This window comes from Thermomonas fusca DSM 15424, from assembly GCF_000423885.1.
GTDB classification, from domain to species: Bacteria; Pseudomonadota; Gammaproteobacteria; order Xanthomonadales; family Xanthomonadaceae; genus Thermomonas; species Thermomonas fusca.
Genome location: NZ_AUIV01000013.1, coordinates 53,879 through 77,698, shown reverse-complemented (window position 1 = coordinate 77,698; position 23,820 = coordinate 53,879). Strand labels below are relative to the sequence as shown.

The 23,820-nt window shown below is 68.9% G+C and carries 25 protein-coding genes; 24 read left to right on the top strand and 1 reads right to left on the bottom strand.

Going from position 1 to position 23,820, the window contains the following annotated elements; genetic code table 11:
• Together flgK and flgL are read left to right on the top strand one after the other, a co-directional pair.
• A complete protein-coding gene (flgK, locus tag G582_RS0107695; RefSeq protein WP_028839342.1) occupies nt 1-1,890 on the top strand; it encodes a flagellar hook-associated protein FlgK in 1,890 nt (629 codons plus the stop codon).
• 18 nt (nt 1,891-1,908) lie between these two features.
• Nucleotides 1,909-3,129: a flagellar hook-associated protein FlgL gene (flgL, locus tag G582_RS0107690; RefSeq protein ID WP_028839341.1), complete on the top strand. Its 1,221-nt coding sequence runs from the start codon at nt 1,909-1,911 to the stop codon at nt 3,127-3,129.
• A 34-nt stretch (nt 3,130-3,163) separates the two neighbouring features.
• On the opposite strand, the gene G582_RS0107685 is transcribed toward flgL, so the two are convergent.
• Entirely contained in the window at nt 3,164-4,351 is a 1,188-nt protein-coding gene (locus G582_RS0107685; protein WP_038053395.1) for an MFS transporter, read from the bottom strand.
• Nucleotides 4,352-4,746: 395 nt separating this feature from the next.
• Here G582_RS0107685 and G582_RS0107680 point away from each other — a divergent pair, with 395 nt between their 5' ends.
• The 22 genes from G582_RS0107680 (at nt 4,747) to G582_RS0107575 (ending at nt 23,820) form a co-directional block, all read left to right on the top strand.
• Nucleotides 4,747-6,165 carry a flagellin N-terminal helical domain-containing protein gene (locus G582_RS0107680; RefSeq protein ID WP_028839339.1) on the top strand — a complete coding sequence of 473 codons (1,419 nt, stop codon included), beginning with the start codon at nt 4,747-4,749 and terminating at the stop codon, nt 6,163-6,165.
• 166 nt (nt 6,166-6,331) lie between these two features.
• Entirely contained in the window at nt 6,332-6,727 is a 396-nt protein-coding gene (locus G582_RS17495; protein ID WP_083961065.1) for a flagellar protein FlaG, read from the top strand.
• 157 nt (nt 6,728-6,884) lie between these two features.
• Nucleotides 6,885-8,237 carry a flagellar filament capping protein FliD gene (gene fliD / locus G582_RS0107670; protein ID WP_028839337.1) on the top strand — a complete coding sequence of 451 codons (1,353 nt, stop codon included), beginning with the start codon at nt 6,885-6,887 and terminating at the stop codon, nt 8,235-8,237.
• Between the two features lie 8 nt (nt 8,238-8,245).
• Complete coding sequence (gene fliS, locus G582_RS0107665; protein WP_038053345.1) at nt 8,246-8,638, top strand: flagellar export chaperone FliS; 393 nt, start codon at nt 8,246-8,248, stop codon at nt 8,636-8,638.
• Nucleotides 8,635-8,946, top strand: coding sequence for a flagellar protein FliT (gene fliT, locus G582_RS0107660; protein WP_038053343.1), 312 nt, complete (start codon nt 8,635-8,637; stop codon nt 8,944-8,946). Before fliS ends, fliT begins: the two co-directional genes overlap by 4 nt.
• Nucleotides 8,943-9,506 (top strand): PilZ domain-containing protein, encoded by a 564-nt coding sequence (locus tag G582_RS0107655; protein WP_028839334.1) that lies wholly within the window; start codon nt 8,943-8,945, stop codon nt 9,504-9,506. The genes fliT and G582_RS0107655 overlap by 4 nt, the downstream gene beginning before the upstream one ends.
• A 198-nt stretch (nt 9,507-9,704) precedes the next feature.
• Complete coding sequence (gene rpoN, locus G582_RS0107650) at nt 9,705-11,108, top strand: RNA polymerase factor sigma-54 (protein ID WP_028839333.1); 1,404 nt, start codon at nt 9,705-9,707, stop codon at nt 11,106-11,108.
• A gap of 24 nt (nt 11,109-11,132) precedes the next feature.
• On the top strand, nt 11,133-11,516 hold the full coding sequence (locus tag G582_RS0107645) for a response regulator (RefSeq protein ID WP_028839332.1): 384 nt from the start codon (nt 11,133-11,135) through the stop codon (nt 11,514-11,516).
• Nucleotides 11,513-13,006, top strand: coding sequence for a sigma-54 dependent transcriptional regulator (locus G582_RS15960; protein WP_051246985.1), 1,494 nt, complete (start codon nt 11,513-11,515; stop codon nt 13,004-13,006). Before G582_RS0107645 ends, G582_RS15960 begins: the two co-directional genes overlap by 4 nt.
• Nucleotides 13,007-13,281: 275 nt before the next feature.
• On the top strand, nt 13,282-13,635 hold the full coding sequence (gene fliE / locus G582_RS0107635) for a flagellar hook-basal body complex protein FliE (protein WP_028839331.1): 354 nt from the start codon (nt 13,282-13,284) through the stop codon (nt 13,633-13,635).
• Between the two features lie 84 nt (nt 13,636-13,719).
• Nucleotides 13,720-15,381: a flagellar basal-body MS-ring/collar protein FliF gene (fliF, locus tag G582_RS0107630; protein ID WP_038053336.1), complete on the top strand. Its 1,662-nt coding sequence runs from the start codon at nt 13,720-13,722 to the stop codon at nt 15,379-15,381.
• Nucleotides 15,382-15,388: 7 nt separating this feature from the next.
• Nucleotides 15,389-16,372, top strand: coding sequence for a flagellar motor switch protein FliG (gene fliG / locus G582_RS0107625; protein ID WP_028839329.1), 984 nt, complete (start codon nt 15,389-15,391; stop codon nt 16,370-16,372).
• Nucleotides 16,369-16,956, top strand: a complete 588-nt coding sequence (locus tag G582_RS0107620) for a FliH/SctL family protein (protein ID WP_028839328.1) — start codon at nt 16,369-16,371, stop codon at nt 16,954-16,956. Before fliG ends, G582_RS0107620 begins: the two co-directional genes overlap by 4 nt.
• 118 nt (nt 16,957-17,074) lie before the next feature.
• Nucleotides 17,075-18,454 carry a flagellar protein export ATPase FliI gene (gene fliI / locus G582_RS0107615; RefSeq protein ID WP_028839327.1) on the top strand — a complete coding sequence of 460 codons (1,380 nt, stop codon included), beginning with the start codon at nt 17,075-17,077 and terminating at the stop codon, nt 18,452-18,454.
• On the top strand, nt 18,451-18,897 hold the full coding sequence (gene fliJ, locus G582_RS0107610; protein ID WP_028839326.1) for a flagellar export protein FliJ: 447 nt from the start codon (nt 18,451-18,453) through the stop codon (nt 18,895-18,897). Before fliI ends, fliJ begins: the two co-directional genes overlap by 4 nt.
• Nucleotides 18,894-20,087, top strand: a complete 1,194-nt coding sequence (locus G582_RS17210; protein ID WP_156880353.1) for a flagellar hook-length control protein FliK — start codon at nt 18,894-18,896, stop codon at nt 20,085-20,087. Before fliJ ends, G582_RS17210 begins: the two co-directional genes overlap by 4 nt.
• A gap of 144 nt (nt 20,088-20,231) precedes the next feature.
• Nucleotides 20,232-20,738 carry a flagellar basal body-associated FliL family protein gene (locus tag G582_RS15950; RefSeq protein WP_169380587.1) on the top strand — a complete coding sequence of 169 codons (507 nt, stop codon included), beginning with the start codon at nt 20,232-20,234 and terminating at the stop codon, nt 20,736-20,738.
• A gap of 13 nt (nt 20,739-20,751) precedes the next feature.
• On the top strand, nt 20,752-21,747 hold the full coding sequence (gene fliM / locus G582_RS0107595; protein ID WP_028839324.1) for a flagellar motor switch protein FliM: 996 nt from the start codon (nt 20,752-20,754) through the stop codon (nt 21,745-21,747).
• On the top strand, nt 21,744-22,100 hold the full coding sequence (fliN, locus tag G582_RS0107590; protein WP_028839323.1) for a flagellar motor switch protein FliN: 357 nt from the start codon (nt 21,744-21,746) through the stop codon (nt 22,098-22,100). Before fliM ends, fliN begins: the two co-directional genes overlap by 4 nt.
• Before the next feature lie 241 nt (nt 22,101-22,341).
• Nucleotides 22,342-22,743: a flagellar biosynthetic protein FliO gene (gene fliO / locus G582_RS0107585; RefSeq protein WP_425476542.1), complete on the top strand. Its 402-nt coding sequence runs from the start codon at nt 22,342-22,344 to the stop codon at nt 22,741-22,743.
• Complete coding sequence (fliP, locus tag G582_RS0107580) at nt 22,740-23,537, top strand: flagellar type III secretion system pore protein FliP (RefSeq protein WP_028839321.1); 798 nt, start codon at nt 22,740-22,742, stop codon at nt 23,535-23,537. Before fliO ends, fliP begins: the two co-directional genes overlap by 4 nt.
• 13 nt (nt 23,538-23,550) lie before the next feature.
• Nucleotides 23,551-23,820, top strand: a complete 270-nt coding sequence (locus tag G582_RS0107575) for a flagellar biosynthetic protein FliQ (RefSeq protein ID WP_028839320.1) — start codon at nt 23,551-23,553, stop codon at nt 23,818-23,820.

The window sequence follows — 23,820 nt, the reverse complement described above, 5'->3', positions numbered from 1 at the left end:
ATGCCGACTGGAGGCGTACTCGGAACCGGCGCATCCGCCCTGCTGGCGTTCCAGCGGGCGATGTCCACCGTCGGCCACAACGTGGCCAACGCCACCACGCCCGGCTACAGCCGCCAGCGGGTGGAATTCGAAGCGCGAGCGGGCCAGCCGGGCCGGATCAGCATCGGCCAGGGCGTCGACGTGGCCAACCTGCGTCGGCTTGCCGACGGCCTGGTGTATGCGCGCCAGCTCGACAGCGCCGGCGAAATGGGCCGGCTGACCCAGATGACCGGACTGTCGTCGCGGGTGGACAAGCTGATTTCCGACCCCACTACCGGCCTGGCCACGGCCTGGTCGAGCTTCTTCAGCGCCGCCAAGGGCGTGGTGGCCGACCCCACCTCCACCGCCGCGCGCAGCCAGATGCTGACCACTGGCGGCCAGCTGGCCACGCGCTGGCGTTCGCTCGACGGCCACCTGACCCAACTCGGCAACGAGGTCGAGGCCAGCCTCAAGGACAACATCACCGCCGCCAACCAGCTGGCCGGCGAGATCGCGAACCTCAACCGCGACATCATCGCCTCCGGCGACAACGCCTCGCCCGATCTGCTGGACCAGCGCGACCTGCGCGTGGGCCAGCTATCGGCGCTGGTCGGCGCCGAAGGCGTGCTGCAGGACGACGGCGCGATGAACGTGTTCACCATCGGCGGCCAGCCGATGGTGCTGGGCGCGCGCGCCATGCAGCTGTCCACCGTGGCCGACCCGTATCAGGCCAACCGCGCGCAACTGGCCGTGCAGTCGCCGGCGGGGCCGGTGCCGCTGCCGGCCGGTTCGGTCTCGGGCGCCATCGGCGGCCTGCTGGAATTCCGCAGCAACGTGCTCGATCCGGCCCGCGCCGAACTGGGCCGCCTGGCCACCGCCTTCGCCGACACCTTCAACGCCACCCAGCGCGGCGGCATCGATTACGCCGGCAACCCGGGCACCGACTTCTTTACCCTGCCCGACCCCAAGGTCTATCCGCACAGCGGCAACGCCGCGGCGTCCACCGCCAGCTTCGCCACCAGCGTTGCCGACGTTGGCGCGCTCACCGGCAACAACCTGGTCCTGCGCTTCGACGGCGCTGCATGGAACGCCGCCCGCGCCGATACCGGCCAGGCGGTGGCGATGACCGGCACCGGCACCGGCGCCGACCCGTTCGTGGTCGAAGGCGTGGAACTGGTGCTGTCGGGCGCGGCCGCAGCCGGCGACCGATTCCTCCTGCAGCCCACCGCCGCGGCCGCCGCCAATATCCAGCTGGCGTTGACCGATCCCGGCCAGATTGCCGCCGCCGCGCCGATGACAGTGGGGTTGGATGCCGGCAACATCGGCAACGTCAGCGGCGGCACCGCCAGCGTCACCGATCCGGCGCTGTTCGCCGGCTTCACCAGCGCCAACATCAGCTTCATCGACGCCAATACTTATACCGTCGACGGTGGCCCGCCGGTCGCCTATGCGCCCGGCGACACCATCACCGGCAGCGGCTGGTCGCTGGTGCTGAAAGGCAACCCCGCCGCCGGCGACGAAATCAACCTCGGCCGCACCGGCCCGCGTTCCTCCGACAACGCCAACGCGCGCCTGTTGGCGGCGGTGGACGCCAAGGCCGTGCTCAACGGCGGCCGCAACGACGTCACCGCGGGCATGTCGCAGCTCACCGCCCGCGTCGGCGGCGACGCCCGCCACGCCCAGCTCAACCTCGACGCGCAGCAGGTCATGGACGACCAGATCCTGGCCGAGCGCGAATCCGTTTCCGGCGTCAACCTCGACGAGGAAGCCACCAACATGCTGCGCTACCAGCAGGCCTATCAGGCTGCCGCGCAGGTGATCGCCACTGCCGATACCATGTTCCAGGCACTGCTCGGCGCCGTGCGCCGCTGATGCCATGAAGGAGGCCCCATGACCCTGCGCATTTCCACCCAGAGCCTGTACATGCAGGGCCTGAACAGCCTGCTCAGCCGGCAGAGTGAAATCGCCCGCACCCAGCAGCAGATCAGCAGCGGCGTCAAGCTCACCCAGGGCAAGGACGACCCGGTCGGCATGGCCACCGCGCAGCGGCTGGACCACCTGCAGGCCGCGCTGACCCAGTACGACAGCGACGCCCTGCGCGTGGACCACCGCCTGCGCATGCAGGAAAACGCGCTGACCGACGCCAACGACAGCCTCACCCGCGCCCGCGAGCTGGCCATCCAGGCCAACAGCGGCGCACTTGGTCCGGACGACCGCAAGGCCATCGCCACCGAAGTGCTGCAGCTGCGCAAGAACCTGCTGGACATCGCCAACCGCGACGACGGCAACGGCCGCCGCCTGTTCGCCGGCACCCGCGACGGCGTCATCCCCTTCTCCGACAACGCCGGCAACGTGATCTACCACGGTGACGACGGCCGCAACGCGGTGGAAGTGGGGCCGGATGTCGCCATCGAAGACGGCGATCCCGGCAGCGCCGTGTTCCTGCGCGTGCGCACCGGCGACGGCTATGCCCGCGGCAGCGCCGGCGCCGGCAACACCGGCAGCGGCCTGCTGAACAGCGCCCAAGCCACCGACGCCAGCACCTGGAACGGCGACGCCCTCACCCTGCGGTTCACTGCCCCCGATGCTTACGAAATCGTCGATGCCGGCGGCAACCCGCTGGCGCCGCCGGTGACCGGCAGCTGGACCAGCGGTAGCGCCGTGCCGCCCGCATCGTCCGGGCTGGGCGTGGAGTTCAGGATCAGCGGCAGCCCCGCCGCCGGCGACACCTTCAGCGTGGAAACCGCCCCCAACCAGGACGTGTTCGCCACCCTGCAGGCCTTCGCCGACGCGCTGCTGCTGCCCGGCACCGGCCCCGCCGACAACGCCCGCCGCGTCAACGCCTTCGGCAGCGCCATCGGCGACATCACCACCGCGCAGGGCCACATGCTGTCGCTGCGTTCCGGCGTCGGCGCGCGCATGAACGACATCGACACCGCCAACGACGGCCGCAGCCTGCAGAGCCTCACCCTGTCCGAATCGCTGGCCAGCCTGCGCGAAACCAATCTGGCCGAAGCCATCAGCCGCCTCAACATGCAGATGCTGGCGCTGGAAGCCGCGCAGAAGACCATGCTGCAGACGCAGGGCATGTCGCTGTTCAACAAGCTCTGAGGCGGCACCGGGGCTAATATCCGCCGCCCGGACATCAGGCCGCTGCAGCCCGCGTCCGCCGGCTGACCACAACCAACCCAACCAGCGCCAGCAGCGAAAACCCGGCGCCGGCGGCGAAGGTCATTGCCGGCCCCGCCGCCGTCCACAGCGCGCCGGCCAGGAAGCTGGCCAGCAGCAGGGCCAGGCCGGTCATCAGGTTGAACAGGCCGAACGCGGTGCCGCGCAGGTCGGCGGGCGCGGCGTCGGCGACCAGCGTGGCCAACAAGCCCTGTGTCGCCCCCATGTGCAGCCCCCACAGCACGGTGCCGGCCAGCACCCAGCCCACCGACGTTGCCAGCGCCATCACCACGTCGGCCACGATCAGCAGCAGGATGCCCAGCGCCAGCAGGCGATGGCGTTCGCCGCGGTCGGACCAGTGCCCGAACGGCCATGCGCTGGCCGCGTAGACCACGTTCATCACGACCAGCACCAGCGGCACCCAAGTCGCCGCCAGCCCCACGCTACTGGCGCGCAGCAGCAGGAAGGCCTCGCTGAACCGCGCCAGCGACAGCGCCCCGGCGAACCCGATCACCAGCCAATAGGACGCCGGCAGCCGGCGCAGTTCGTCGCGATGGATCGGCGAGCGCCGCCGGTGGGTCACCGCCAGCGTTTCCGGCTCCTGCACGCCCCACACGATGAACAGCACCGAGACCACCGCCGGCACCACCGCCACCCAGAACACCAGCCTGAAGTTGTCGCCGCTGGCAGCCATCAGTAGCAGCGCGATGCAGGGCCCGGCGAACGCACCCACGGTATCCATCGACTGCCGCAGCCCGTACGCCGCGCCGCGCGACTCCGGCGGGGTGATGTCGGCCACCAGCGCATCGCGCGGCGCCCCGCGGATGCCCTTGCCGATCCGATCCACGAAACGCGCCACCAGCACCATGCCCAGCCCCGACGCCAGCGGGAACAGCGGCTTGGTCAACGCGGCCAGCCCGTAGCCCAGCAGCACCAGCGGCTTGCGCCTGCCGATCCAGTCGCTGAGCGTGCCCGAGAACACCTTGACGATGGCCGCAGTCGCCTCGGCGATGCCTTCGATGATCCCCACGGACATCGCACTGACCCCCAGCACGCTGACCAGGAACACCGGCAGCAGGCTGTGCACCATCTCCGACGAGGTGTCCATGAACAGGCTCACGAAGCCCAGCGCAACCACGCCGCGCGGCAGATGGGGAAGTTTCATCAGGCGGCTCCTGCGGTCGCATAGCATCGCTATGCCGGCAAGCTTGCCGGCGCACGGCGCGATTGTCGCGCGCGCCACGTCGACAAGCCGTGGCAAGGCCACCCGCTTGCCGAACACCGCCGATTACAGGCTGCCAGCACATTGCCGATACCGGTTTGCAGCCCGGCCGCCGCACTGCGAAGGCAGGCTTTAGGAATCTTTAGGGCCTCCACGGAAATTTTTTTATTTCTGCGAAGCAGTACCCAAATCCAAACATTCCCCTCAAGAAACCCCAGCGGGGTCCGTTACCGGGATTGCAGAGGACAGGGCCGCACCAAAAACCGGCAAGCCCCTGCGGACCCCAACCGGCAACGCCCTGACCCATTCCGGCATCGCCCTTCCACGGAGAACACGCAATGTCCATCATCAACACCAACGTGATGTCGCTGAACTCGCAGCGCAACCTCACGACCAACAACGCCAGCCTGGGCACCACCATCCAGCGCCTGTCCTCGGGCCTGCGCATCAACAGCGCCAAGGACGACGCCGCTGGCCTGGCGATTTCCGAGCGTTTCACCACCCAGATCCGCGGCCTGAACCAGGCGGCGCGCAACGCCAACGACGGTATCTCGCTGGCGCAGACCGCCGAAGGCGCGCTGGGCGAGATCGGCAACAACCTGCAGCGCATCCGCGAGCTGGCGGTGCAGTCGCGCAACGCCACCAACTCGACCTCGGACCGGCAGGCACTCGACGCTGAAGTCCAGCAGTTGAAAGCTGAAATCCAGCGCGTTTCCGAGCAGACCTCGTTCAACGACACGAAGCTGCTCGATGGTTCCTTCACCGCTCAGGCGTTCCAGATCGGCGCCAACCAGGGCCAGGTCATCAGCATTGATTCCGTCGCCGACGCGGGTACTGCTTCCCTCGGCAGCTGGTCTTCGTCGACCGCCGCGGGCGCTGCTGTTGCTGGGGCGCTCACCGCGGGAGAGCTGACCATCAACAATGTCGCCGTGGGCGCGGCCGCTCGGGATGCCAAGGCGCAGGCTGCGGCGATCAATGCCATCAGCAGCCAGACCGGCGTGACCGCAACCGCGAGCAGCACCACGGGTTCGCTGGGCGTTTTCGCCACTTCTGCCGGCGGCACGTACAGCCTGAGTGTGGGCGGTGTAAACATCTCTCAGAACGAAGCGGCTGGCTATACCGCTGCGAATCTCGATACCGATCTGGATGCCGTCAAAGACACGCTCAATGCCGCAGGCATCACTTTTACCGGCACTGCAGCCGGGAGCAATTTGACGTTCAGCCGCGCTGATGGCGCCAACATTGATGTCGTTGAGGCTTGGGGCGCTGGCGCCACCGCTGGCGGTTTCGCCGGACAGGCCAACGATCCGACTGCCGGCAACTCTGCAACGAACACCTATTACGGCACGATGACCCTCACCAGCTTCAATGAAGGTTCCTTCACGATCGCGGGGGGCACTGATGCCGGACTGACCAATGGTGTTGCTGCTGTCACCACCAACAACGGATTCCAGAACGAAAACGTTCTGACCACCGCTGGTGCCGACAAGATGATCGTGGCGATGGATGCCGCCCTGAAATCGGTCAACAGCTCTCGCGCCGACTTGGGTGCGATCCAGAACCGCTTCAGTTCGGTGATCAGCAACCTCAACACCACTTCGGAAAACCTGACCGCTTCCCGCAGCCGCATCCGCGACACCGACTTCGCCAAGGAAACGGCCGAACTGGCCCGCACCCAGATCCTGGCCCAGGCCGGTACCGCCATGCTGGCCCAGGCCAACCAGTCCACCCAGAACGTGCTGAGCCTGCTGCGCTAATAGGCCATTAGCAACAACGGTACGGCAGGACGGCCCCGACGCAGATCGCGTCGGGGCCAACCTGCTTTCCGGCAACACCCGGTTCAAGGAGCAACACGCAATTGCGGCAGGAAAGGCCCCGGCCCGGACTGCAGGAGAGTTGTCCCAACCCCTTCGATGAGCCGTCATGTCCAGCATCACGCCCATCAGCGCTCCGCCTAACGGAGCCGTTCCCGCCTCGACGCCCGGCGCCGGGGCTTTGCCGCGTCCGCTTGCCGGTACGCCCTCCCCTGATGCTGCCCTGCAGGCGCGAGAGGCGCAGGCCAAACAGGCCCTGGCAATACAGGCATCCAACAAACCAACGGCCAGCGAACTGCAGAAACAGCTTGAACAGGCGATGGCGGACGCCCGCGGACAGACCAACCTGCGCTTCCGGGTGGACGAGGATGCGAACCGCATCGTGGTGTCGGTGGTGGATTCGGACACCGGCGAGACCATCGTGCAGATCCCCGACGAAACCGCATTGACGGTGGCAAGGCGACTGGCCGCCACCGGCCGCGGCTTGTTTGATCGGGAAGCCTGACAAGCATCCGGTTGGACGTAAGCCGTGGTCTCCCGACCACGTTGGGCGTGACCGCTCAATTGACACCGGATGGGTTTAAGGTACGGCCAGCGCTGCCGTTATATTCCCTGCAACCCACAAAGGCGCCGCGCGTGCGGCCGCCACGGAGGACGCCAACATGGCCAGCATCACCAGCGCGGGCATCGGCTCGGGCCTGAATGTCACCGAACTGGTCGGCCAACTGGTCGCGGCCGAACGCGCGCCGGCGGAAAACCGGCTGACTGCGATGGAGACGTCGACCAAGACGCAGATTTCCGCCTTCGGCGCAATCAAGGCCGCTCTGGCTGGCGTGGAGAGCGCGCTGAAGAAGTTGGACGGCGCCGGCGGCCTGCCCGGTCGCAAAGCCACCGTGGGCACGGATGCGGGCTTTACCGCCAGCGCCGGTAGTTCCGCCGCGCTGGGCACCTATTCGATCATCGTCGAGAAGCTGGCCACTGCGCACAAGCTGCAGTCGGCCGCTGCCACCAGCACCACCCAGGTCGGCGATGGCACGCTGACGCTGAAAGTGGGCGATGGCGATGCCTTCGATGTCACTATCGAAGCCGGCAAGGGCACGCTGGCCGACATCCGTGACGCCATCAATGCGCAGGCGGCCGGCAAGGGCGTGAACGCCACGCTAGTCAATGGCGATGCCGGGCAGGTGCTGGTGCTGAACTCAAGCAAGACCGGTTCCGCCGGCGCGCTGACCATCAGTGCCAGCGGTGGCGACGGCGGACTTTCGGTGCTGGCAACGTCCGGCGGCACGATGACCGAAGTCACGCCGGCGCAGGATGCCGTCGTGCAGGTGGACGGCATCACTAGAACCTCCTCCTCCAATACCTTGGCCGATCTGGTCGATGGTGTCACCCTGACCCTGGCCAAGGCCAAGCCCGGCGAGGCATTCACGCTGGACGTAGGTTCCGACGCCAGCACGCTGAAGGCCTCCATGCTCGGCTTCATCAGCGCCTACAACACCGCGCTGGGCGCGCTGCGCACGCAGAGCGCCGCCGGTGGCGAAGGCAAGACCGCTGGCCCGCTGAGCGGTGATGCCGCGCCGCGCGCGATCACCGCATCGCTGCGCAACGCGATCGGCAACAACTACGCCGAGCTTAGTGCGATGGGCCTGAAGACCGCGGTGGATGGGTCGCTCAGCCTGGACGGCACGAAGTTCGACGCGGCCCTTGCCGCCAATCCCGGCGCGGTCAAGAACCTGCTGGGCGAAGACGCCGATTTCGGCAAGAGCATGCGCGACCTGCTGCACAACTACGTGGGCGCGCAGGGGCTGCTGGCCGATCGCGGCAAGACGCTGGCCGACCGCATGAAGTCGGTGGGCCAGCAGCGCGCCGATCTCGATGCCCGCATGGAGCGTCTGGAAGCCTCGTATCGCCGCCAGTTCACCGCGCTGGACGCGATGATGGCGCAGATGCAAAGCACCTCCAGCTATCTCACCCAGCAACTGGGTGCCCTCAGCAACAGCAACAGCAACCGTTGATCAATGCCATGAACGCACGCGGCTATGCCAACCAGTACCGCCAGACCGCCGTCAACAGCGCGGTGCTGGACGCCACTCCGCATCGGCTGGTGAGCCTGATGCTGGCCGGTATCCGCGAACGCCTGAAGCTGGCCAGCGCCTGCATGGAAGTCGGCGACCTGCCGCGCAAGGGCCAGGCCATCAGCGAGGCCAGCCTGATCATCGGCCATCTGGATGGTTCGCTGGATCACGCCGCCGGCGGCGAGATCGCCGACGGACTGGCCGCGCTGTACGACTACTCGCAGCGCCGGCTGACCGAGGCCAACCTGAACAACGATGTCGCCGTGGTGCAGGAGGTCGACGGCCTGATCGCCGACATCGAATCCGCGTGGCAGCAGATCGACCCGGAACGCGCGCGGTGACCGACTACACCACCGACGCCCCGCCCGCCCTGCCTGTGGAGGCCCTACGCGAAGCGCTGGGCCGGGCCGATCTGGACGCGGCTGCGGCGCTGGTGGATGCGCATGATCGCGCCGTGCGTCAGGCGCTGGGTGGCGCGGACACCGCGCTGTTGGACCCGCGCCAAGTGCAGGCGTGGGTGCAGCTGTTGAACGACCAGCAGGCGATGCTGGAAGAATTGGGGCAGCGGCGCGACTTCGTCGCCGACCAGCTGCAGCAGCTGCAGCGCCACCAGCGAGGCGCCAACGCCTACCTGCAGGCGATGGGATGAACCGCGAACACGCCGACGCGGCCCTGTTCGGCGACGCGCTGGCCTGTGAAGACCTGCAGCGGGCGGCATTCGTGCCACAACAATTGGATCCGGCCTGGCTGGAAACCGTCTGTTCCCGCGCCGAGATCCACCTGTCTGCGATCGCCATCATCGAAGACAGCCGTAACGAAGAAGAAGAAGGCCCGCAGGGGCTGGCGCTGCGACGCATCGAAGCCAAGCTGGACCTGCTGCTGACCTTGGTCGGCAACCTGAATGCGCAGGCCAACGCCGATCCGCGGGTGCTGCTGCGCTGGTCAGCACAGGGCGTGCGGATGCCGGCTGGCAATGCCTGCGTGGAAGGCAGCACCGGCCTGTTCCGCATGCAGGCCACCCCTTGGCTGCCGGAACCGCTGGTACTGCCGGCGGTAGTGCTCGCCTGCGCACCCAGCGACGACGGCACCCCAAGCCAGTGGCTGCAATTCGCCCCCCTGCCCGACGCCACCCGCGCGGCGCTGGAGCGCCACGTGTTCCGCCAGCACCGTCGGGCCATCGCCGAGCTTCGCGCACAGCGCGACCAGTAATCCTGGCTTCCGCCCTGCCGGACGCGCGACCACGTCCGCGTTTCGAGCGCGCCTGTCGTCGTGTCGATTTTCCGACTCCGGTCGCGCCTATTTCCATGGATTCGCCTACACTGCATGCAAGACGCGTGCGCGGTTACTCGGTAGGGGCGACTTAACCACTGCAGATGGGCAGTTCAGGCAGGACCACGGGGGGCCGGGATGAAGGCTAGCTTGCAGGCCAAGATGGGGCAGTCGATGACGCTGACCCCGCAACTGCTGCAGTCGATCCGCCTGTTGCAGGTCACCTCGCTGCAGCTGGAACAGGAACTCCATCAGATCCTGGAACGCAACCCCCTGCTGGAGCAGGAGGCGGACGAGGAAGAGCCCGTTTCCGCCGGTGATGGCCATGACGCCGCGCTGGAAGCCGCCGCCTGGGACGAATTGCCTGAACCGATGTTCCTGTCCGGCGGCAGCCATGCCGGCGATCCGGACAACGATGCCACCGCCCGCATCGCCGCCGGCGAATCCAGCGACCCGCGCCAGCGCCTGTTGCAACAGCTGCAGCTGCGCTGCAACGCGCGCGAACTGGCGATGGCCGCATGGTGGCTGGACTGCTGCGACGACCGCGGCTATCTGGAAGGCGATCCGTTCGACCTGGCCCGCCATGGCGCTATGCAGCTGGCCGACGAACTACCCGACACCGACGCCACGGCCCTGCTGGCCGCACGCCAGCGCCTGCTGCTGGAGGGCGACTGGCCGGGCATGGCCGCGGCCGACCCGCGCGAATGCCTGCTGGCCCAGCTGCGCACCCTGCCCGCCAGCGATGCGCGGGCGCTGGCGCGGCGCATCGTCGGCGAGCAGTTGGAAACGCTGGCCCGGCACGAACTCCCGGCCTTGGCCAGGCAGCTGGACGCATCGCCCGCCGAGGTGGCGACAGCAGTGGCGCTGGTGCTGTCGCTGCAGCCGCACCCGGTGGAACAGCCGCCGGAGCCGGAACCCGCATTCATCGTGCCGGACGTGATCGCCTGGCGCGGCGGTGGCGGCTGGCAGGTACGCCTGAATACCCGCAGCGCGCCGCGCCTGCGCCTGTGCGCGCATGCGGAGCAGGCCTCCGGCCACGCCGGCATGCGCGGCCTGCTGGACGAAGCGCGCTGGCTGCTGCGCAGCCTGGGCATCCGCAACGAAACCCTGCTCAAGACCTCGCGGGTGCTGGTCACGCGCCAGCAGGCCTTTCTCGAGCAGGGCGAGGAAGCCATCGCGCCGCTGACGCTGAAGGATGTGGCCGAGGAAATCGGGGTGCACGAATCCACGATCTCGCGCATTACCACCGGCAAATACATCCAGACCCCACGCGGCACGCTGGAACTCAAGCGCCTGTTTGCGGTGCGGCTGGAGGGCGCGGAGGTGTCCGGTGCGGCGATCAAGGCGATGGTGCGCCGGCTGATCGAAGACGAGCCGGCGCACGCGCCGCTGGCCGACGAGGTGATTGCCGCGATGCTGGCCAGACAAGGCATTCGCGTGGCGCGCCGCACCGTGGCCAAGTATCGTGAACAGCTGTGCATCGCACCGGCGCGGATGCGCCGCCGCGAGCGGGGCCCGGCCCCGATGGCGCGGCTGGGCTGATCTTCTCAAGGGGGGAAGAAGATGTTGAGAACCATCAGGGTGCTGCTCGTGGATGACCACGAAGGCTTCATCAACGCGGTGACCCGACACATGCGCAAGCATGCGTGGATCGACATCGCCGGCACCGCGGCGAACGGCATCGAGGCGGTGGCCCGTTCCGAATCCCTGCGTCCGGACGTGGTACTGATGGATCTGGCGATGCCGGAAATGGGCGGATTGCAGGCCACGCGGCTGATAAAAGCCCAGGACGCGCCCCCATTTGTCGCCATCGTCAGCCATTTCGACGACAGCGAACACCGCGAGCATGCCCAGCGCGCCGGCAGCGATGCCTTCGTCAGCAAGCTCAACTACATGCAGGAAGTGCTGCCGCTGCTGGAAAGCCTGGCCGGGAACGAGGCCGGCGCATGAGTGAATCGCGCATCCTGGTGGTCGATGCCGACGACGCCCGCACCGAACGGCTGGCGACGCTGCTGGATTTCATGGATTTCACCCCGCGCATCGTGGTCGATGCCGCGGACCTCGACCTGGGCAAGGCGCGCGCCACCGACTGGGTCGCGGTGATCGCCGGCGACGTCGGCGATGCCGGCGCGTGGGATGCGTTCGCTGCCTGGCTGGCGGCGCAGCCCATGCACCCGCCGATGATCGCCCTACCCGGCCCGGCCGACGCCAGCGGCTGGCGCCGGCACCTGCACCCCGAAATGGTCTGGACGCTGGACTATCCGATCCGCCGCAACCAGCTGCAGGACGTGCTGCGCCGCGCCAGCATCAAGCGCATGGACGACGACGAGCGGCGGGAAATCCCGCAGCTGGGCCCGACCGGGCACAGCGCCGCGGTGCTGCGCCTGAACCGGCTGATCGACCAGGTGGCCCGCTTCGACACCACCGTGCTGCTCCTGGGCGAGTCCGGCACCGGCAAGGAAGTCGCCGCGCGTTCCATCCACGGGCTTTCGCAGCGCAGGGACAAGCCGTTCGTCGCCATCAACTGCGGCGCGATCCCGCCCGACCTGTTGGAAAGCGAGCTGTTCGGTCATGAGAAAGGCGCGTTCACCGGCGCGCTGACCCAGCGCAAGGGCCGTTTCGAGATGGCGGAGGGCGGCACCCTGCTGCTGGACGAGATCGGCGACATGCCGATGGCGATGCAGGTGAAGCTGCTGCGGGTGCTGCAGGAGCGCGTGTTCGAGCGCGTGGGCGGCGGCCCGCCGATCACCTGCAACGTGCGCGTGCTGGCGGCCACCCACCGCAACCTCGAGGCCCATATCGCCGATGGCCGGTTCCGCGAGGATCTGTTCTACCGCCTCAACGTGTTCCCGATCGAACTGCCGGCGCTGCGTGAACGCGGCGACGACCTGCCCGATCTGGTGATGGCGATCACCCGCCAGCTGGCCGAAGCCGGGCGTGGCCGGGTGACCCTGACCGACGAGGCCATCGCGGCGCTGCAGCATTACAACTGGCCGGGCAACGTCCGCGAGCTCAGCAACCTGCTGGAGCGGCTGGCGGTGCTGCACCCGGAAGGCCGGGTCGGCGTCGGCGACCTGCCGGCGCGCTACCGCGCCGCGATTCCGGAAGACCTGCTGCGCGATGCACCGCCGCCGCGCGAAACCCAGCTGCCGCCGCTGCAGCCGGTCGCGCCCTCGCCCGCGCCGCCGCCATCGCCGCCCGACCCGGCCACCCTGTCGCCGCTGGTGTCGCTGCCGGCGGGCGGCCTGGATCTGCGCCAGCACATTGCGGAAATCGAGAACGAGCTGATCCGCCAGGCCCTGCAGCAGAGCGGCGGCGTGGTCGCCCACGCAGCCCCCCTGCTGGGCCTGCGTCGCACCACCCTGCTGGAGAAGTTGCGCAAATACGGGATCGGCCGCGGCAGCGAAGCGCCGCTCGAAGACAGCCATCGCGATTCCTGAGCGAATCTCGGGCGCCATGCGCCGTTCTGGAACAGCTTTCGTAGGACTTTCGTTGGCGGGGCTGCGGCCCCGACGCCATATCGGACGCGAGAAGTTTCCGGCCGCAGGCAATGGCCGCGGCGGAAACCGCTTCTAGATGAAGCATGAGATATGCCTCATATTTCATTGAAATATAAGATATTTAAGTTTGCCGCATAACCACCGGCAGTTTTCCGTCACCGCCCCGGCATGGGTTTTGCACGAAAGGCGACAGGCTTCCCTGTCCCCGTGCCCAGATGACCGATGCCATCAGCTCGATCCTCTCCCAGATCCGCGCCCACGAGACGCGGGCGCAGGGTCCGCTGGGCAATCCGGCGGCCGTCGATGCCCGCCCGTCCAATGCCATCGAGACCGGGCAGCCGGCGCGCGCCGACTTCCAGAAGACCCTGAGCAACGCCATCGACGGGGTCAGCAAGACCCAGAACGAGGCCGGCGCGCTGCAGCATGCGTTTGAAATCGGCGATCCGCGCGCCGACCTGGCCCGGGTCATGGTGGCGATGCAGCAGTCCCAGGTCGCCTTCAAGGCGGCGGTGGAAGTGCGCAACCGCCTGGTCCAGGCCTATCAGGACGTGATGAACATGCCGGTCTAGCAGGCCTGACCGCCACCCGGCGCCGCGCGCCCGGCCGTTTTCGCTTCACCCCTTCCACCCTTTCCAGCCAGAATCCCGCCAGCCATGAGCGCCATCGCACTTCCCAAGAACACCGAAGGCCTGAAGAACCTGGGACGCCTGCAGGACATCCCGATGGTGCGGCAGCTGCTGACCCTGGGCGTGACCGCGGCCGCCATCGCGCTGGGGCTGTGGCTGTTCTTCTGGACCCAGAAGCCCACCTACGCGCCACTGCCGGGGCTGGACGCCAAGACTGCCGGCGAGGCGCGCGACGTGCTGCGCAATGCGCAGCTGCCGTTCAAGATCGACCCGACCACCGGCGCGCTGTCGGTGCCGGAAGACCGCATCGGCGAAGCGCGGATGGCGCTGGCCGCCGGCGGCATCGGCGCGGGCGAGGATCGCGGGTTCGCCGCGATGGAAGGCGACCAGGGCTTCGGCACCAGCCAGTTCGTGGAAAACGCGCGCTACCAGCATGCGCTGGAAACCGAACTGGCCCGCACCATCTCCAACCTGCGCCCGGTGCGCGAGGCGCGGGTGCACTTGGCCATGCCCAAGCCGTCCGCGTTCACCCGCAACAAGGACCCGGCCAGCGCCTCGGTGGTGCTGCAGCTGCAGAGCGGCGCCAGCCTGGAGCAGGGCCAGGTGGATGCCATCGTGCATCTGGTGTCCTCGTCCATCCCCGGCCTGCCGGCCAGCAATGTCACCGTGGTCGACCAGTACGGCCGCCTGCTATCCAACCCCGATCCGGACAGCGACGCCGCCATCAGCGCCAAGCAGTTCGAACGCCAGCGTCGCCAGGAAGCGGTGTTCGTGCGCCGCATCCAGGAATTGCTGGAGCCGATGACCGGCCCCGGCCGGGTTCGCGCCGAAGTCAGCGTGGACATGGATTTCAGCCAGACCGAGCAGGCCAGCGAGAAGTACGGCCCGGACCCGGCCATCGTGCGCAGCGAGCAGCTGTCCGAATCCGGCAACCTGGCCGCCGCCACCCCTCCGCAGGGCGTGCCGGGCAGCGCCACCAACACCCCGGCCGCCGCAGCAGCCGCCAACCCCGCCCCCAATGCCGCCGGCGCAGCGCCGGCAACCGCCGCGCAGACCACCGCGGCCAATGGCAACGGCACCCGCAGCTCGGTGCGCAATTACGAGATCGACCGCACCCTGACCCACACCCGGCAGGCGCCGGGCCGGATCAGCCGGGTCACCGCCGCGGTGCTGGTGGACAACCTGGCCGGCGCGCCGGGCAAGAACGGCAAGCCCACAGAACGCGCACTCAACGCGCAGGAAATCCAGCGCATCCAGTCGCTGGTGCAGCAGGCGATCGGTTTCGACGCCCAGCGTGGCGACGCCGTGACCGTGGTCAACTCGCCGTTCGCGCGCCAGCCGGAACTGGCCATCGAACCGGCGCCGCTGTGGGAAAATCCGAAGGCCCGCGACCTGCTGCGCACCCTGCTCGGCGGCCTGGCGGTGCTGGCGGTGGTGTGGTTCGTGCTGCGCCCCGCCTTTCGCGCGCTGACCACGCCGAAGGTGCTGGTCAAGCACGAAGCGCAGGATGCGGAGATCACCGAGATGCTCGACCACGACGACCAGCCGCTGCCGCCGGCGCTGACCCAGGAGCGCATCGCCAAGCGGCGCGATTTCGAAGCCAAGGTGCAGGTGGCGCGCGACGCCGTGGCCACCGATTCCAAGCGCGTTGCCTCGGCGGTGCGTGAACTGGTGAATGCCGATGAGTGACTACGCCCTGACCGGCGTCCAGCGCGCCGCCGTCATCCTGCTGTCGCTGGGCGAGCAGCAGGCCGCCGAAGTGCTCAAGCACATGGGCGCCAAGGAAGTGCAGAAGCTGGGCGTGGCCATGACCTCGGTCGGCGGCGTGTCGCGACAGGACGTCGAGAAGGTGATCGACGACTTCGTCGACACCCTCGAACAGCCCAACATCGGCAGCGGCGCCGACGAGTACGTGCGCAGCGTGCTGGTGCAGGCGCTGGGCGAAGAGCGCGCCAGCAGCCTGATCGACCGCATCCTGCTGGGCCGCAACACCACCGGCCTGGACACGTTGAAGTGGATGGAGCCGCGCGCCATTGCCGATCTGGTGCGCAACGAACACCCGCAGATCATCGCCATCGTGCTGTCGCACCTGGACCCGGACCAGGGCGCCGACGCGATCAAGTTCCTGCCCGAGCGCACCCGCGCCGACGTGCTGATCCGCATCGCCACCCTGGACGGCATCCCGCCGCACGCGCTCAATGAATTGAACGACGTGATGGCCAAGCAGTTCGCCGGCAACCAGAACCTGAAGTCGTCCTCCATCGGCGGCATCAAGGTGGCGGCCAACATCCTCAACTTCATGGATGGCGGCCAGGACGAGGTCATCCTCGGCACCATTGCGCAAGTCGATGAAACCCTGACCGCCAGCATCCGCGACCACATGTTCGTGTTCGACAACCTGGCCGAGATCGACGACCGCGCCATGCAGTCGGTCCTGCGCGAAGTCCCGGCCGATCGCCTGGCAATGGCGCTGCGCGGCGCCGATGCCAAGGTCAAGGACAAGATCACTTCCAACATGTCGCAGCGCGCCGCGGAAATGCTGGTCGAAGACATGGAAGCGCGCGGCCCGGTGCGGCTGGCCGAGGTCGAGGCCGCGCAGAAGGAAATCCTCACCATCGTCCGCAAGATGGCCGAAGACGGCACCATCCAGCTGGCCGCCAAGGCCGAGGTCTTCGTATGAGCAATGCCGTGCGCTGGGCTGCGCCGGAGCTGGCGCCGCCACCGCCACCCCCACCGCAGGAGCCGGTGCGGCACATGCCCAGCGTGGAGGAAGTGCAGGCCATAGAAGAGGCCGCGCATGCGGAAGGTTATGCTCGCGGGCACGCCGAGGGCGTCGCCGCCGGCCAGGCCGAAGTGCGCCGCATCGCCGCGCAGATGGAAGGCATCCTCGATGCGTTCACCCGCCCGCTGGCGCGGCTGGACGCGGAAGTCGGCGATGCGCTGGGCGATCTCGCCGTGCGCATCGCCGGCGCCCTGCTGCGCCGCGACTACGCCGCCGAACCGGCACTGCTTGAGGCGCTGGTGCGCGAAGCGCTGGAACTGGCAGGCAGCGATCAACGCCAGCTGGAATTGCGCCTGCATCCGGATGACCTGGCCATGCTTGCCCCGCAGCTGCTGGCGCTGGAAGGCGTGCGCCTGAGCGGCGACACCACCCTGGCCCGTGGCGACCTGCGCCTGCATGCCGACAGCGTGCGCATCGACGGCAGCCTGTCGACGCGCCTCAACGCGGTCCTGCAGCGGATCGTCAGCGGAGCCGGTGCATGAACCGACCTGCCGCCCCCTTGATCTTTGCTGCGAAAAAGCGCTGGATAGGCATGGAGAACCGTGACGCCTGTCGCGGTTCGTGGAAAGCCGCCAAGCGCAGCCTCGCGGGACGCAGCCGATGAGCATTGCCGCCGCACAGTGGGACGAAGCACGCAGCCTGCGGCTGGCGATGCGGCTGCGCGGCATGGACACCGCGCGTGTCGACGGCATGGGCATGGTTCGCGAAGGCGTGCTGCGTCGCGCGGTCGGCCTGACCCTGGAAGCCACCGGTTGCGAAGCGCCGCTGGGCGCGCGCTGCAGCGTGGAAAGCAGCGGCGGCCGCTGGGTGGATGCCGAAGTGGTCGGCTTCGCCGGCGACCGCGCCTTCCTGATGCCCACCTCCGACCTGTCCGGGCTGCTGCCGAACGCCCGCGTCATCACCGGCTCCAGGCGCGGTGAAGTGGCGGTGGGCGAAGGCCTGCTGGGCCGCGTCATCGACAGCGACGGGGTGCCGCTAGATGGCCGCCCGCCGCTGCGCCCGGAGGATTTCGTCGGACTGGCCGGCGTGCAGATCAACCCGCTGATGCGCGAGCCGATCACCCGCTCGCTGGACGTGGGCGTGCGCGCCATCAACGCCCTGCTGCCGATCGGCCGCGGCCAGCGCGTCGGACTGTTCGCCGGCTCCGGCGTCGGCAAATCGACGCTGCTGGGGATGATGACCCGCTACACCGCCGCCGACGTGATCGTGGTCGGCCTGATCGGCGAACGCGGCCGCGAAGTGCGCGATTTCGTCGAGAGCACGCTGGGCGAGGAAGGCCTGCGCCGTTCGGTGGTGGTGGCCGCCCCGGCCGACCGGCCGCCGCTGGCGCGCCTGCACGGCGCCCTGCGCGCCACCGCCATCGCCGAATGGTTCCGGGACCAGGGCTTGCATGTGCTGTTGCTGATGGACTCCCTGACCCGCTTTGCCCACGCGCAGCGCGAAATCGGCCTGTCGGTGGGCGAACCGCCGACCACCCGCGGCTACCCGCCGTCGGTGTTCGCGCGCCTGCCGGCACTGGTGGAACGTGCCGGCAACGGCGCCGACGGCCGCGGCTCGATCACCGCCTTCTACACCGTGCTGACCGAAGGCGACGACCAGCAGGAGCCGATCGCCGACGCCGCCCGCGCCATCCTCGACGGCCACATCGTGCTGACCCGTCGGATCGCCGACGCCGGCCTGTACCCGGCCATCGACGTGGAAGTCTCGGTCAGCCGCGTGATGCAGGACATCACCGACCCGGCATGGCGCGGCCGCATCCGCCGGCTCAAGCAGCTGATGTCCGCCTACAACGCCCAGCGCGACCTGATCGCCATTGGCGCCTACCAGCGCGGCAACGATCCGCTGGTCGATGACGCCCTTGCGCTGTGGCCGCAGATCCTCCAGTTCCTTGGCCAGGACGTCGCCGAGTCGGCCGATGTCGAAACCAGCCGCAATGCCCTTGCCCGTCTGCTCGACGGCGTACCGGAGATCGTTCAATGACCCGTTCGCAACGACTGGACCCCCTCCTCCGGGTCACCCAGCAGCGCCAGGACACGGTGGCGAAGATGCTGGCCGAGCGCGACAAGACCCTGGCCGAGCAGCAGCAGCGCCTGGACACGCTGAAGGAATACGCCGACGCCTACAGCGTCGCGCCGTCGGGCGGCACGCTGGCGCCAGCCATGCTGGCCAACCACGTGGCGTTCCGCGCCAAGCTCGACACCGCCCTGCAGCAGCAGGCGCAGGTGGTGGACAGCTCGCGCCAGAACTGCGAGGTGGAGCGCGCCCGGCTGATGCTGGCGAGCCGCGACAACAAGGTGCTGGAGCAGCTGGCCGCCAGCTATCGCGCCGAGGAAGTGCGCGTGGCCGACCGCCGCGAGCAGCGTGAACTGGACGACCTGGGCGCGCGCCGCGTCCGCGTGGCGCAGGAAGGCAACGAATCATGATGGGCGAGACCGCCAGCCTGCCGCTGCCGTCCGCGCTGCCCGCAGCCGTGGTACCGGCGGCGAACACCACCGCCGCCAGCGGCACGGCGGCCCCGAAGGCCGCTGCCGTCGGCACCCCGCAGGACGCCGCTGCCGGTCCGGCCGGCAACCCCGGCCTGTTGTTCGCGCTGCTGCTGGGCGAGCAGCCGGAAGCAGCCGGGATTTCACTGGCCGGCGCGGTGCCAGCGGCCACCCGCACCGCGGCCGGCGAACGGCAGGAAGAAGCACCTGCCGCTGATCCGCTGCTGAGCGTGCTGGCGCAGATGCCGCAAACACAGCAGATGCCGGTGCTGCCGGTGGCGCCAACCCTCCCGCCCGCATCCGTGACCACCGCCGCCGCGGTCGCCGTCGATGCCGGCACACGCTCGTTGTCCGCGCTGGCGGCCAGCCAGCCGGTTCCGGGGCTGGCAGCCGGCGCCGGCGCCGACATCGCCATGTCCGCGCCCACAACCGTTACCTCCGCCAGCGCCGGCCTGCCGGGGAAAACCGCAGCCGATACCGGCTTGCCCAACGCCCGCGCCGCGCGCCTCCCGCTGCCGCAGCAGGGGGCTGCCAACCAGGTCGCGCTTGCCGAAGCACCGCTGCCGGGCTTCGTGTTGCCTGCCGCGGAACAGGCGGGCGCTCCGATCGAGGCCGCAGCCGCGGTTTCCCCCGCGCCGCTCAACGCGCTGCAGTCGCTGGCCGGGGTGCAGCCGCTCGGCGCCCCCGCTGCGCCAGTCGCCGTGCCCATGCTGTCGCAGCCGGCGGACCCCGCCCAGGGCTATGACGACGGCTTCAGCGGCCACGTCGCCTGGCTGGCAGGGCAGCGCATCGGCCAGGCCGAAATCCGGGTGGTGCCCGAGCATCTGGGCGCCATCGACATCCGCCTGCAGATGGACGGCAGCAACGTGCGCGCGGAGTTCCACAGCGCCCAACCGGAAGTCCGTCAGGCGCTGGAAGCCAGCCTGCCGCGGCTGCGCGAAATGCTTGGGCAGCACGGCCTGCATCTGGCCCATGCCGGTGTCGGCCAGGGCCAGGGCGGCCAACGCCAGTCCGGCGACCGCACGCCCCAGCCCGGCCACGCCGGTGGCCTGACCCTGCCGGACGAAGCGGGTTCGCCGCTGCCGCCGGATTTCCGTCGCGCCCGCGGGCTGCTTGACGTCTACGCCTGATCGCGCGGCAACCCTGGCGCGGTTTTCCGCCCGCCTGGCGCGGCAGCGGGCGGGTGTGGCGTCACGGCGTCGAGATTGCCATTGCAATGACGGCACGCGATTTGCACCATGATGGGCATAGCCCGCTCAAGGATGGATCGATCCGTGTCAGCCGCACCCGCCAAGTCTCCACCCGGCAAGCCCGGTGCCGCAGCGCCCGAGGCGCCGCCGCCGAAGAAGTCGAAGAAGCTGATGTTCATCGTCCTGACCCTGGTGGCGATCGTGGCCGCCGGTGGCGGCGCGGCGTTCTGGTTCCTGAAGCCCTCCGCCCCGGCCAGCGCCAAGCCCTCGGGCCCGGCGCGGTACATCGCGCTGGAGCCGGCCTTCGTGGTCAACCTGGCCGACGAAGGCGGCGCGCGCTACCTGCAGGCCGACGTGCAGCTGCAGACCCGCGATGCGGACACCGCCGCGGCGGTGGCGCTGCACACGCCGATCATCCGCAACAAGCTGCTGCTGCTGTTCGGCCAGCAGACCTCGCAGCAGCTCACCGGCCGCAACGGCAAGGAACAGCTGCAGGCGCAGGCGCTGGCGGAGGTCAAGAAAACCCTCAGGGCGCAGCACGCGGCCAACCAGGTCGAAGCGCTGCTGTTCACCAGCATCGTGATCCAGTAGGCGGACCAGCCCGATGACCACCGACCTGCTCAGCCAGGACGAGATCGACGCCCTCCTCCACGGGGTGGATTCGGGCGCGGTCGACGTCGAACCGCCGCCGGTCCCCGGCGAGGCGCGGACCTACGATTTCGCCACCCAGGAGCGGATCATCCGCGGTCGCCTGCCGACCCTGGAGATGATCAACGAACGCTTCGCGCGGACCTGGCGGATCGGCCTGTTCAACCTGCTGCGGCGCTCCGCCGACCTGTCGGTGCGCGGCATCGACATGATCCGCTTCGGCGAATACATGCACTCGCTGCAGGTACCCACCAACATCAACCTGGTGAAGATGAAGCCGCTGCGCGGCACCGGCATCGTGATGTTCGAGCCGCGCCTGGTGTTCACCGTGGTCGACAACTTCTTCGGCGGCAACGGCAAGTACCACACCCGCATCGAAGGCCGCGAGTTCACCCCCACCGAGATGCGGGTGATCCAGCTGCTGCTCAAGCAGACCTTCTCCGACTTCGCCGAGGCGTGGGCGCCGGTGATGAACGTTGAGTTCGAGTACATGAACTCCGAGGTCAACCCGCACTTCGCCAACATCATCAGCCCGCGCGAGTACATCGTGGTCTGCCGCTTCCACGTCGAGCTGGAGGGCGGCGGCGGCGAGCTGCACCTGGCGCTGCCGTGGTCGATGCTGGAGCCGATCCGCGAGCAGCTGGACGCCGGCGTGCAGAGCGACCGCGTCGAGAAGGACGAGAGCTGGACCAGCGCGCTGCACGCGCAGTTGCAGGACGTGGCGGTGGACCTGAAGAGCACCCTCGCCACCCGCCAGATCAGCCTGCGCGAACTCAGCAAGCTGAAGGTCGGCGACGTGATCCCGATCGACCTCAAGCCCGACATCCCCGTGCACGTCGAACACCTGCCGCTGTTCTCCGGCGAATTCGGCGTCCACAACGGCAAGAACGCGGTGAAGATCACCGAAGTGCACGCCACCCGTTCCCCCCAGAATCCGGTACCGACGCTATGACATCCTCCGACGAAGCCGCCCAACTCGCCGCGTTCGAGGCGTTGACCGCCACCAGCGCCAGCAAGACTTCCAATGCGACCGGCGAGAAGAACGACCTCAACCTAGACGTCATCCTCGACGTGCCGGTGACCCTGTCGCTGGTGGTCGGGCATGCGCGCATCCCGATCCGCAACCTGCTGCAGCTCAACCAGGGCTCGGTGGTGGAGCTGGAACGCGCCGCCGGCGAACCGCTGGACGTGTACGTCAACGACACCCTGATCGCGCAAGGCGAAGTGGTGGTGGTCAACGACCGCTTCGGTGTGCGCCTGACCGACGTGGTCAGCCCCAGCGAGCGCATCAAGCGCCTGCGCTGAGCCGATGGACAACACCGCACTTCCCGGCAGCGCACCTGCGCAGAACGCGCCGCGGCCCGCACCCGCGGGCGCCGCACTCGTGCAGGACGCCAGCACTCCGGCCAATACCGACTCCGCAAGCATGCAACCCGCGCAGCCGCAGGCGCCAGTCGCGGCAGCCGCGACCGATGCGCAGGCCACCCCTGCCACGACCGTTGTCGCGGCGCCGGTCAGCGCACCGCCGGCCACCGCGGCCAGGACCATCGCCGGCATCCCGGCGCGGCCCGCCAAGACCGGCGCGACCGTGCAGCAACCGGCGCATGCGTCCCCGCCCAGCGCGGCCGGCAGCATCGGCGGCACCGTGTTTGCGCTGGCACTGGTGCTGGGGCTGATCTTCGGGCTGGCCTGGCTGGCGCGGCGGATGCCGGGGATGACCGGCCTGCGCGGCAATTCCGGCCTGCGGGTGGTGCGTTCGCTGGGACTGGGCGCGCGCGAGCGGCTGGTGGTGGTGGAAGTGGGCGGTACCCAACTGCTGCTCGGCACCGGCGCCGCCGGCACCCGCCTGCTGCACACCCTGGAAACTCCGCTGCACGACGACGCGCCGGTGCAGCCGACCCCGTTCGCCCAGCTGCTGGCACAGCGCCTCGGGAAAAAACCGGCATGAAGCTGTCCCTGCCCCGCCCGCGCACGCTGCTGATCCTGTGCGCCCTGGCCTGCTGCCTGTTCGCCGGCGACGTGTTCGCGCAAGCCGCGCAAGCTGCACCGGCAGTGGCCCCCGCGTCGCCGTCGCTGCCGGACGTGAACGTCGGCCAGATCGGCAACCAACCGGTCAGCATGCCGATGCAGGTGCTGCTGCTGATGACCAGCATCACCCTGCTGCCGGCGCTGCTGCTGGGGGTGACCGCGTTCACCCGCATCATCATCGTGCTCAGCCTGCTTCGGCAGGCGCTCGGCACCGGCCAGGCGCCGTCCAACCAGGTGCTGCTGGCGCTGGCGCTGTTCCTCACCGTGATGGTGATGCAGCCCGTGTTCGACCAGTCGTGGAACGCCGGCATCGCGCCCTACCTCGACAAGCAGATGGATTTCCGCACCGCCTGGGAGGCGGCATCCGGGCCGTTCCGCGCCTTCATGCTGGCGCAGGTGCGCGAAAACGACCTGATGACCTTCGCCAACCTGTCCAACACCGGCCCTTACGCCACCCCGCAGGACGTGCCGTTCGGGGTGTTGGCCGCGTCCTTCCTCACCAGCGAGCTGAAGACCGCGTTCGAGATCGCGTTCCTGATCTACATCCCGTTCGTCATCATCGACCTGGTGGTGGCCAGCGTGCTGATGTCGATGGGCATGATGATGCTGTCGCCGATGCTGATCTCGGCGCCGTTCAAGATCCTGCTGTTCGTGCTGGTGGACGGCTGGGTGCTGGTGGTCGGCGCGCTGGCCGGCAGTTTCAACACGATCTGACCGGAGCCCGCCGATGAATCCGGAAACCGCCCTCACCCAGCTGTCCCAGGGCCTGTACATGGCCCTGCTGCTGGCCATGCCGCTGCTGTTGGCGGTGCTGGCCACCGGCGTGGTGGTGGGCATCCTGCAGGCCGCCACCTCGATCAACGAGCCCACCGTGGCGTTCGTGGCCAAGGTCATCGCGCTGGTGGCGGTGGTGGCGCTGACCGGCAATTTCCTGCTGGGGCGGCTGGTGTCGTTCACCACCGAGCTGTACCAGCAGATCCCGCACCTGATCGGCTGA

What these genes read in the sequence shown, in the direction of transcription:
- flgL (WP_028839341.1), top strand. Translation starts at nt 1,909, where the DNA reads ATGACCCTGCGCATTTCCACCCAGAGCCTGTACATGCAGGGCCTGAAC.
- fliD (WP_028839337.1), top strand. Translation starts at nt 6,885, where the DNA reads ATGGCCAGCATCACCAGCGCGGGCATCGGCTCGGGCCTGAATGTCACC.
- fliS (WP_038053345.1), top strand. Translation starts at nt 8,246, where the DNA reads ATGAACGCACGCGGCTATGCCAACCAGTACCGCCAGACCGCCGTCAAC.
- G582_RS17495 (WP_083961065.1), top strand. Translation starts at nt 6,332, where the DNA reads ATGTCCAGCATCACGCCCATCAGCGCTCCGCCTAACGGAGCCGTTCCC.
- G582_RS15960 (WP_051246985.1), top strand. Translation starts at nt 11,513, where the DNA reads ATGAGTGAATCGCGCATCCTGGTGGTCGATGCCGACGACGCCCGCACC.
- G582_RS0107620 (WP_028839328.1), top strand. Translation starts at nt 16,369, where the DNA reads ATGAGCAATGCCGTGCGCTGGGCTGCGCCGGAGCTGGCGCCGCCACCG.
- fliI (WP_028839327.1), top strand. Translation starts at nt 17,075, where the DNA reads ATGAGCATTGCCGCCGCACAGTGGGACGAAGCACGCAGCCTGCGGCTG.
- G582_RS17210 (WP_156880353.1), top strand. Translation starts at nt 18,894, where the DNA reads ATGATGGGCGAGACCGCCAGCCTGCCGCTGCCGTCCGCGCTGCCCGCA.
- G582_RS0107575 (WP_028839320.1), top strand. Translation starts at nt 23,551, where the DNA reads ATGAATCCGGAAACCGCCCTCACCCAGCTGTCCCAGGGCCTGTACATG.
- fliE (WP_028839331.1), top strand. Translation starts at nt 13,282, where the DNA reads ATGACCGATGCCATCAGCTCGATCCTCTCCCAGATCCGCGCCCACGAG.
- fliJ (WP_028839326.1), top strand. Translation starts at nt 18,451, where the DNA reads ATGACCCGTTCGCAACGACTGGACCCCCTCCTCCGGGTCACCCAGCAG.
- rpoN (WP_028839333.1), top strand. Translation starts at nt 9,705, where the DNA reads ATGAAGGCTAGCTTGCAGGCCAAGATGGGGCAGTCGATGACGCTGACC.
- fliM (WP_028839324.1), top strand. Translation starts at nt 20,752, where the DNA reads ATGACCACCGACCTGCTCAGCCAGGACGAGATCGACGCCCTCCTCCAC.
- G582_RS0107680 (WP_028839339.1), top strand. Translation starts at nt 4,747, where the DNA reads ATGTCCATCATCAACACCAACGTGATGTCGCTGAACTCGCAGCGCAAC.
- flgK (WP_028839342.1), top strand. Translation starts at nt 1, where the DNA reads ATGCCGACTGGAGGCGTACTCGGAACCGGCGCATCCGCCCTGCTGGCG.
- G582_RS0107655 (WP_028839334.1), top strand. Translation starts at nt 8,943, where the DNA reads ATGAACCGCGAACACGCCGACGCGGCCCTGTTCGGCGACGCGCTGGCC.
- fliN (WP_028839323.1), top strand. Translation starts at nt 21,744, where the DNA reads ATGACATCCTCCGACGAAGCCGCCCAACTCGCCGCGTTCGAGGCGTTG.
- fliP (WP_028839321.1), top strand. Translation starts at nt 22,740, where the DNA reads ATGAAGCTGTCCCTGCCCCGCCCGCGCACGCTGCTGATCCTGTGCGCC.
- G582_RS0107685 (WP_038053395.1), bottom strand. Translation starts at nt 4,351, where the DNA reads ATGAAACTTCCCCATCTGCCGCGCGGCGTGGTTGCGCTGGGCTTCGTG.
- fliF (WP_038053336.1), top strand. Translation starts at nt 13,720, where the DNA reads ATGAGCGCCATCGCACTTCCCAAGAACACCGAAGGCCTGAAGAACCTG.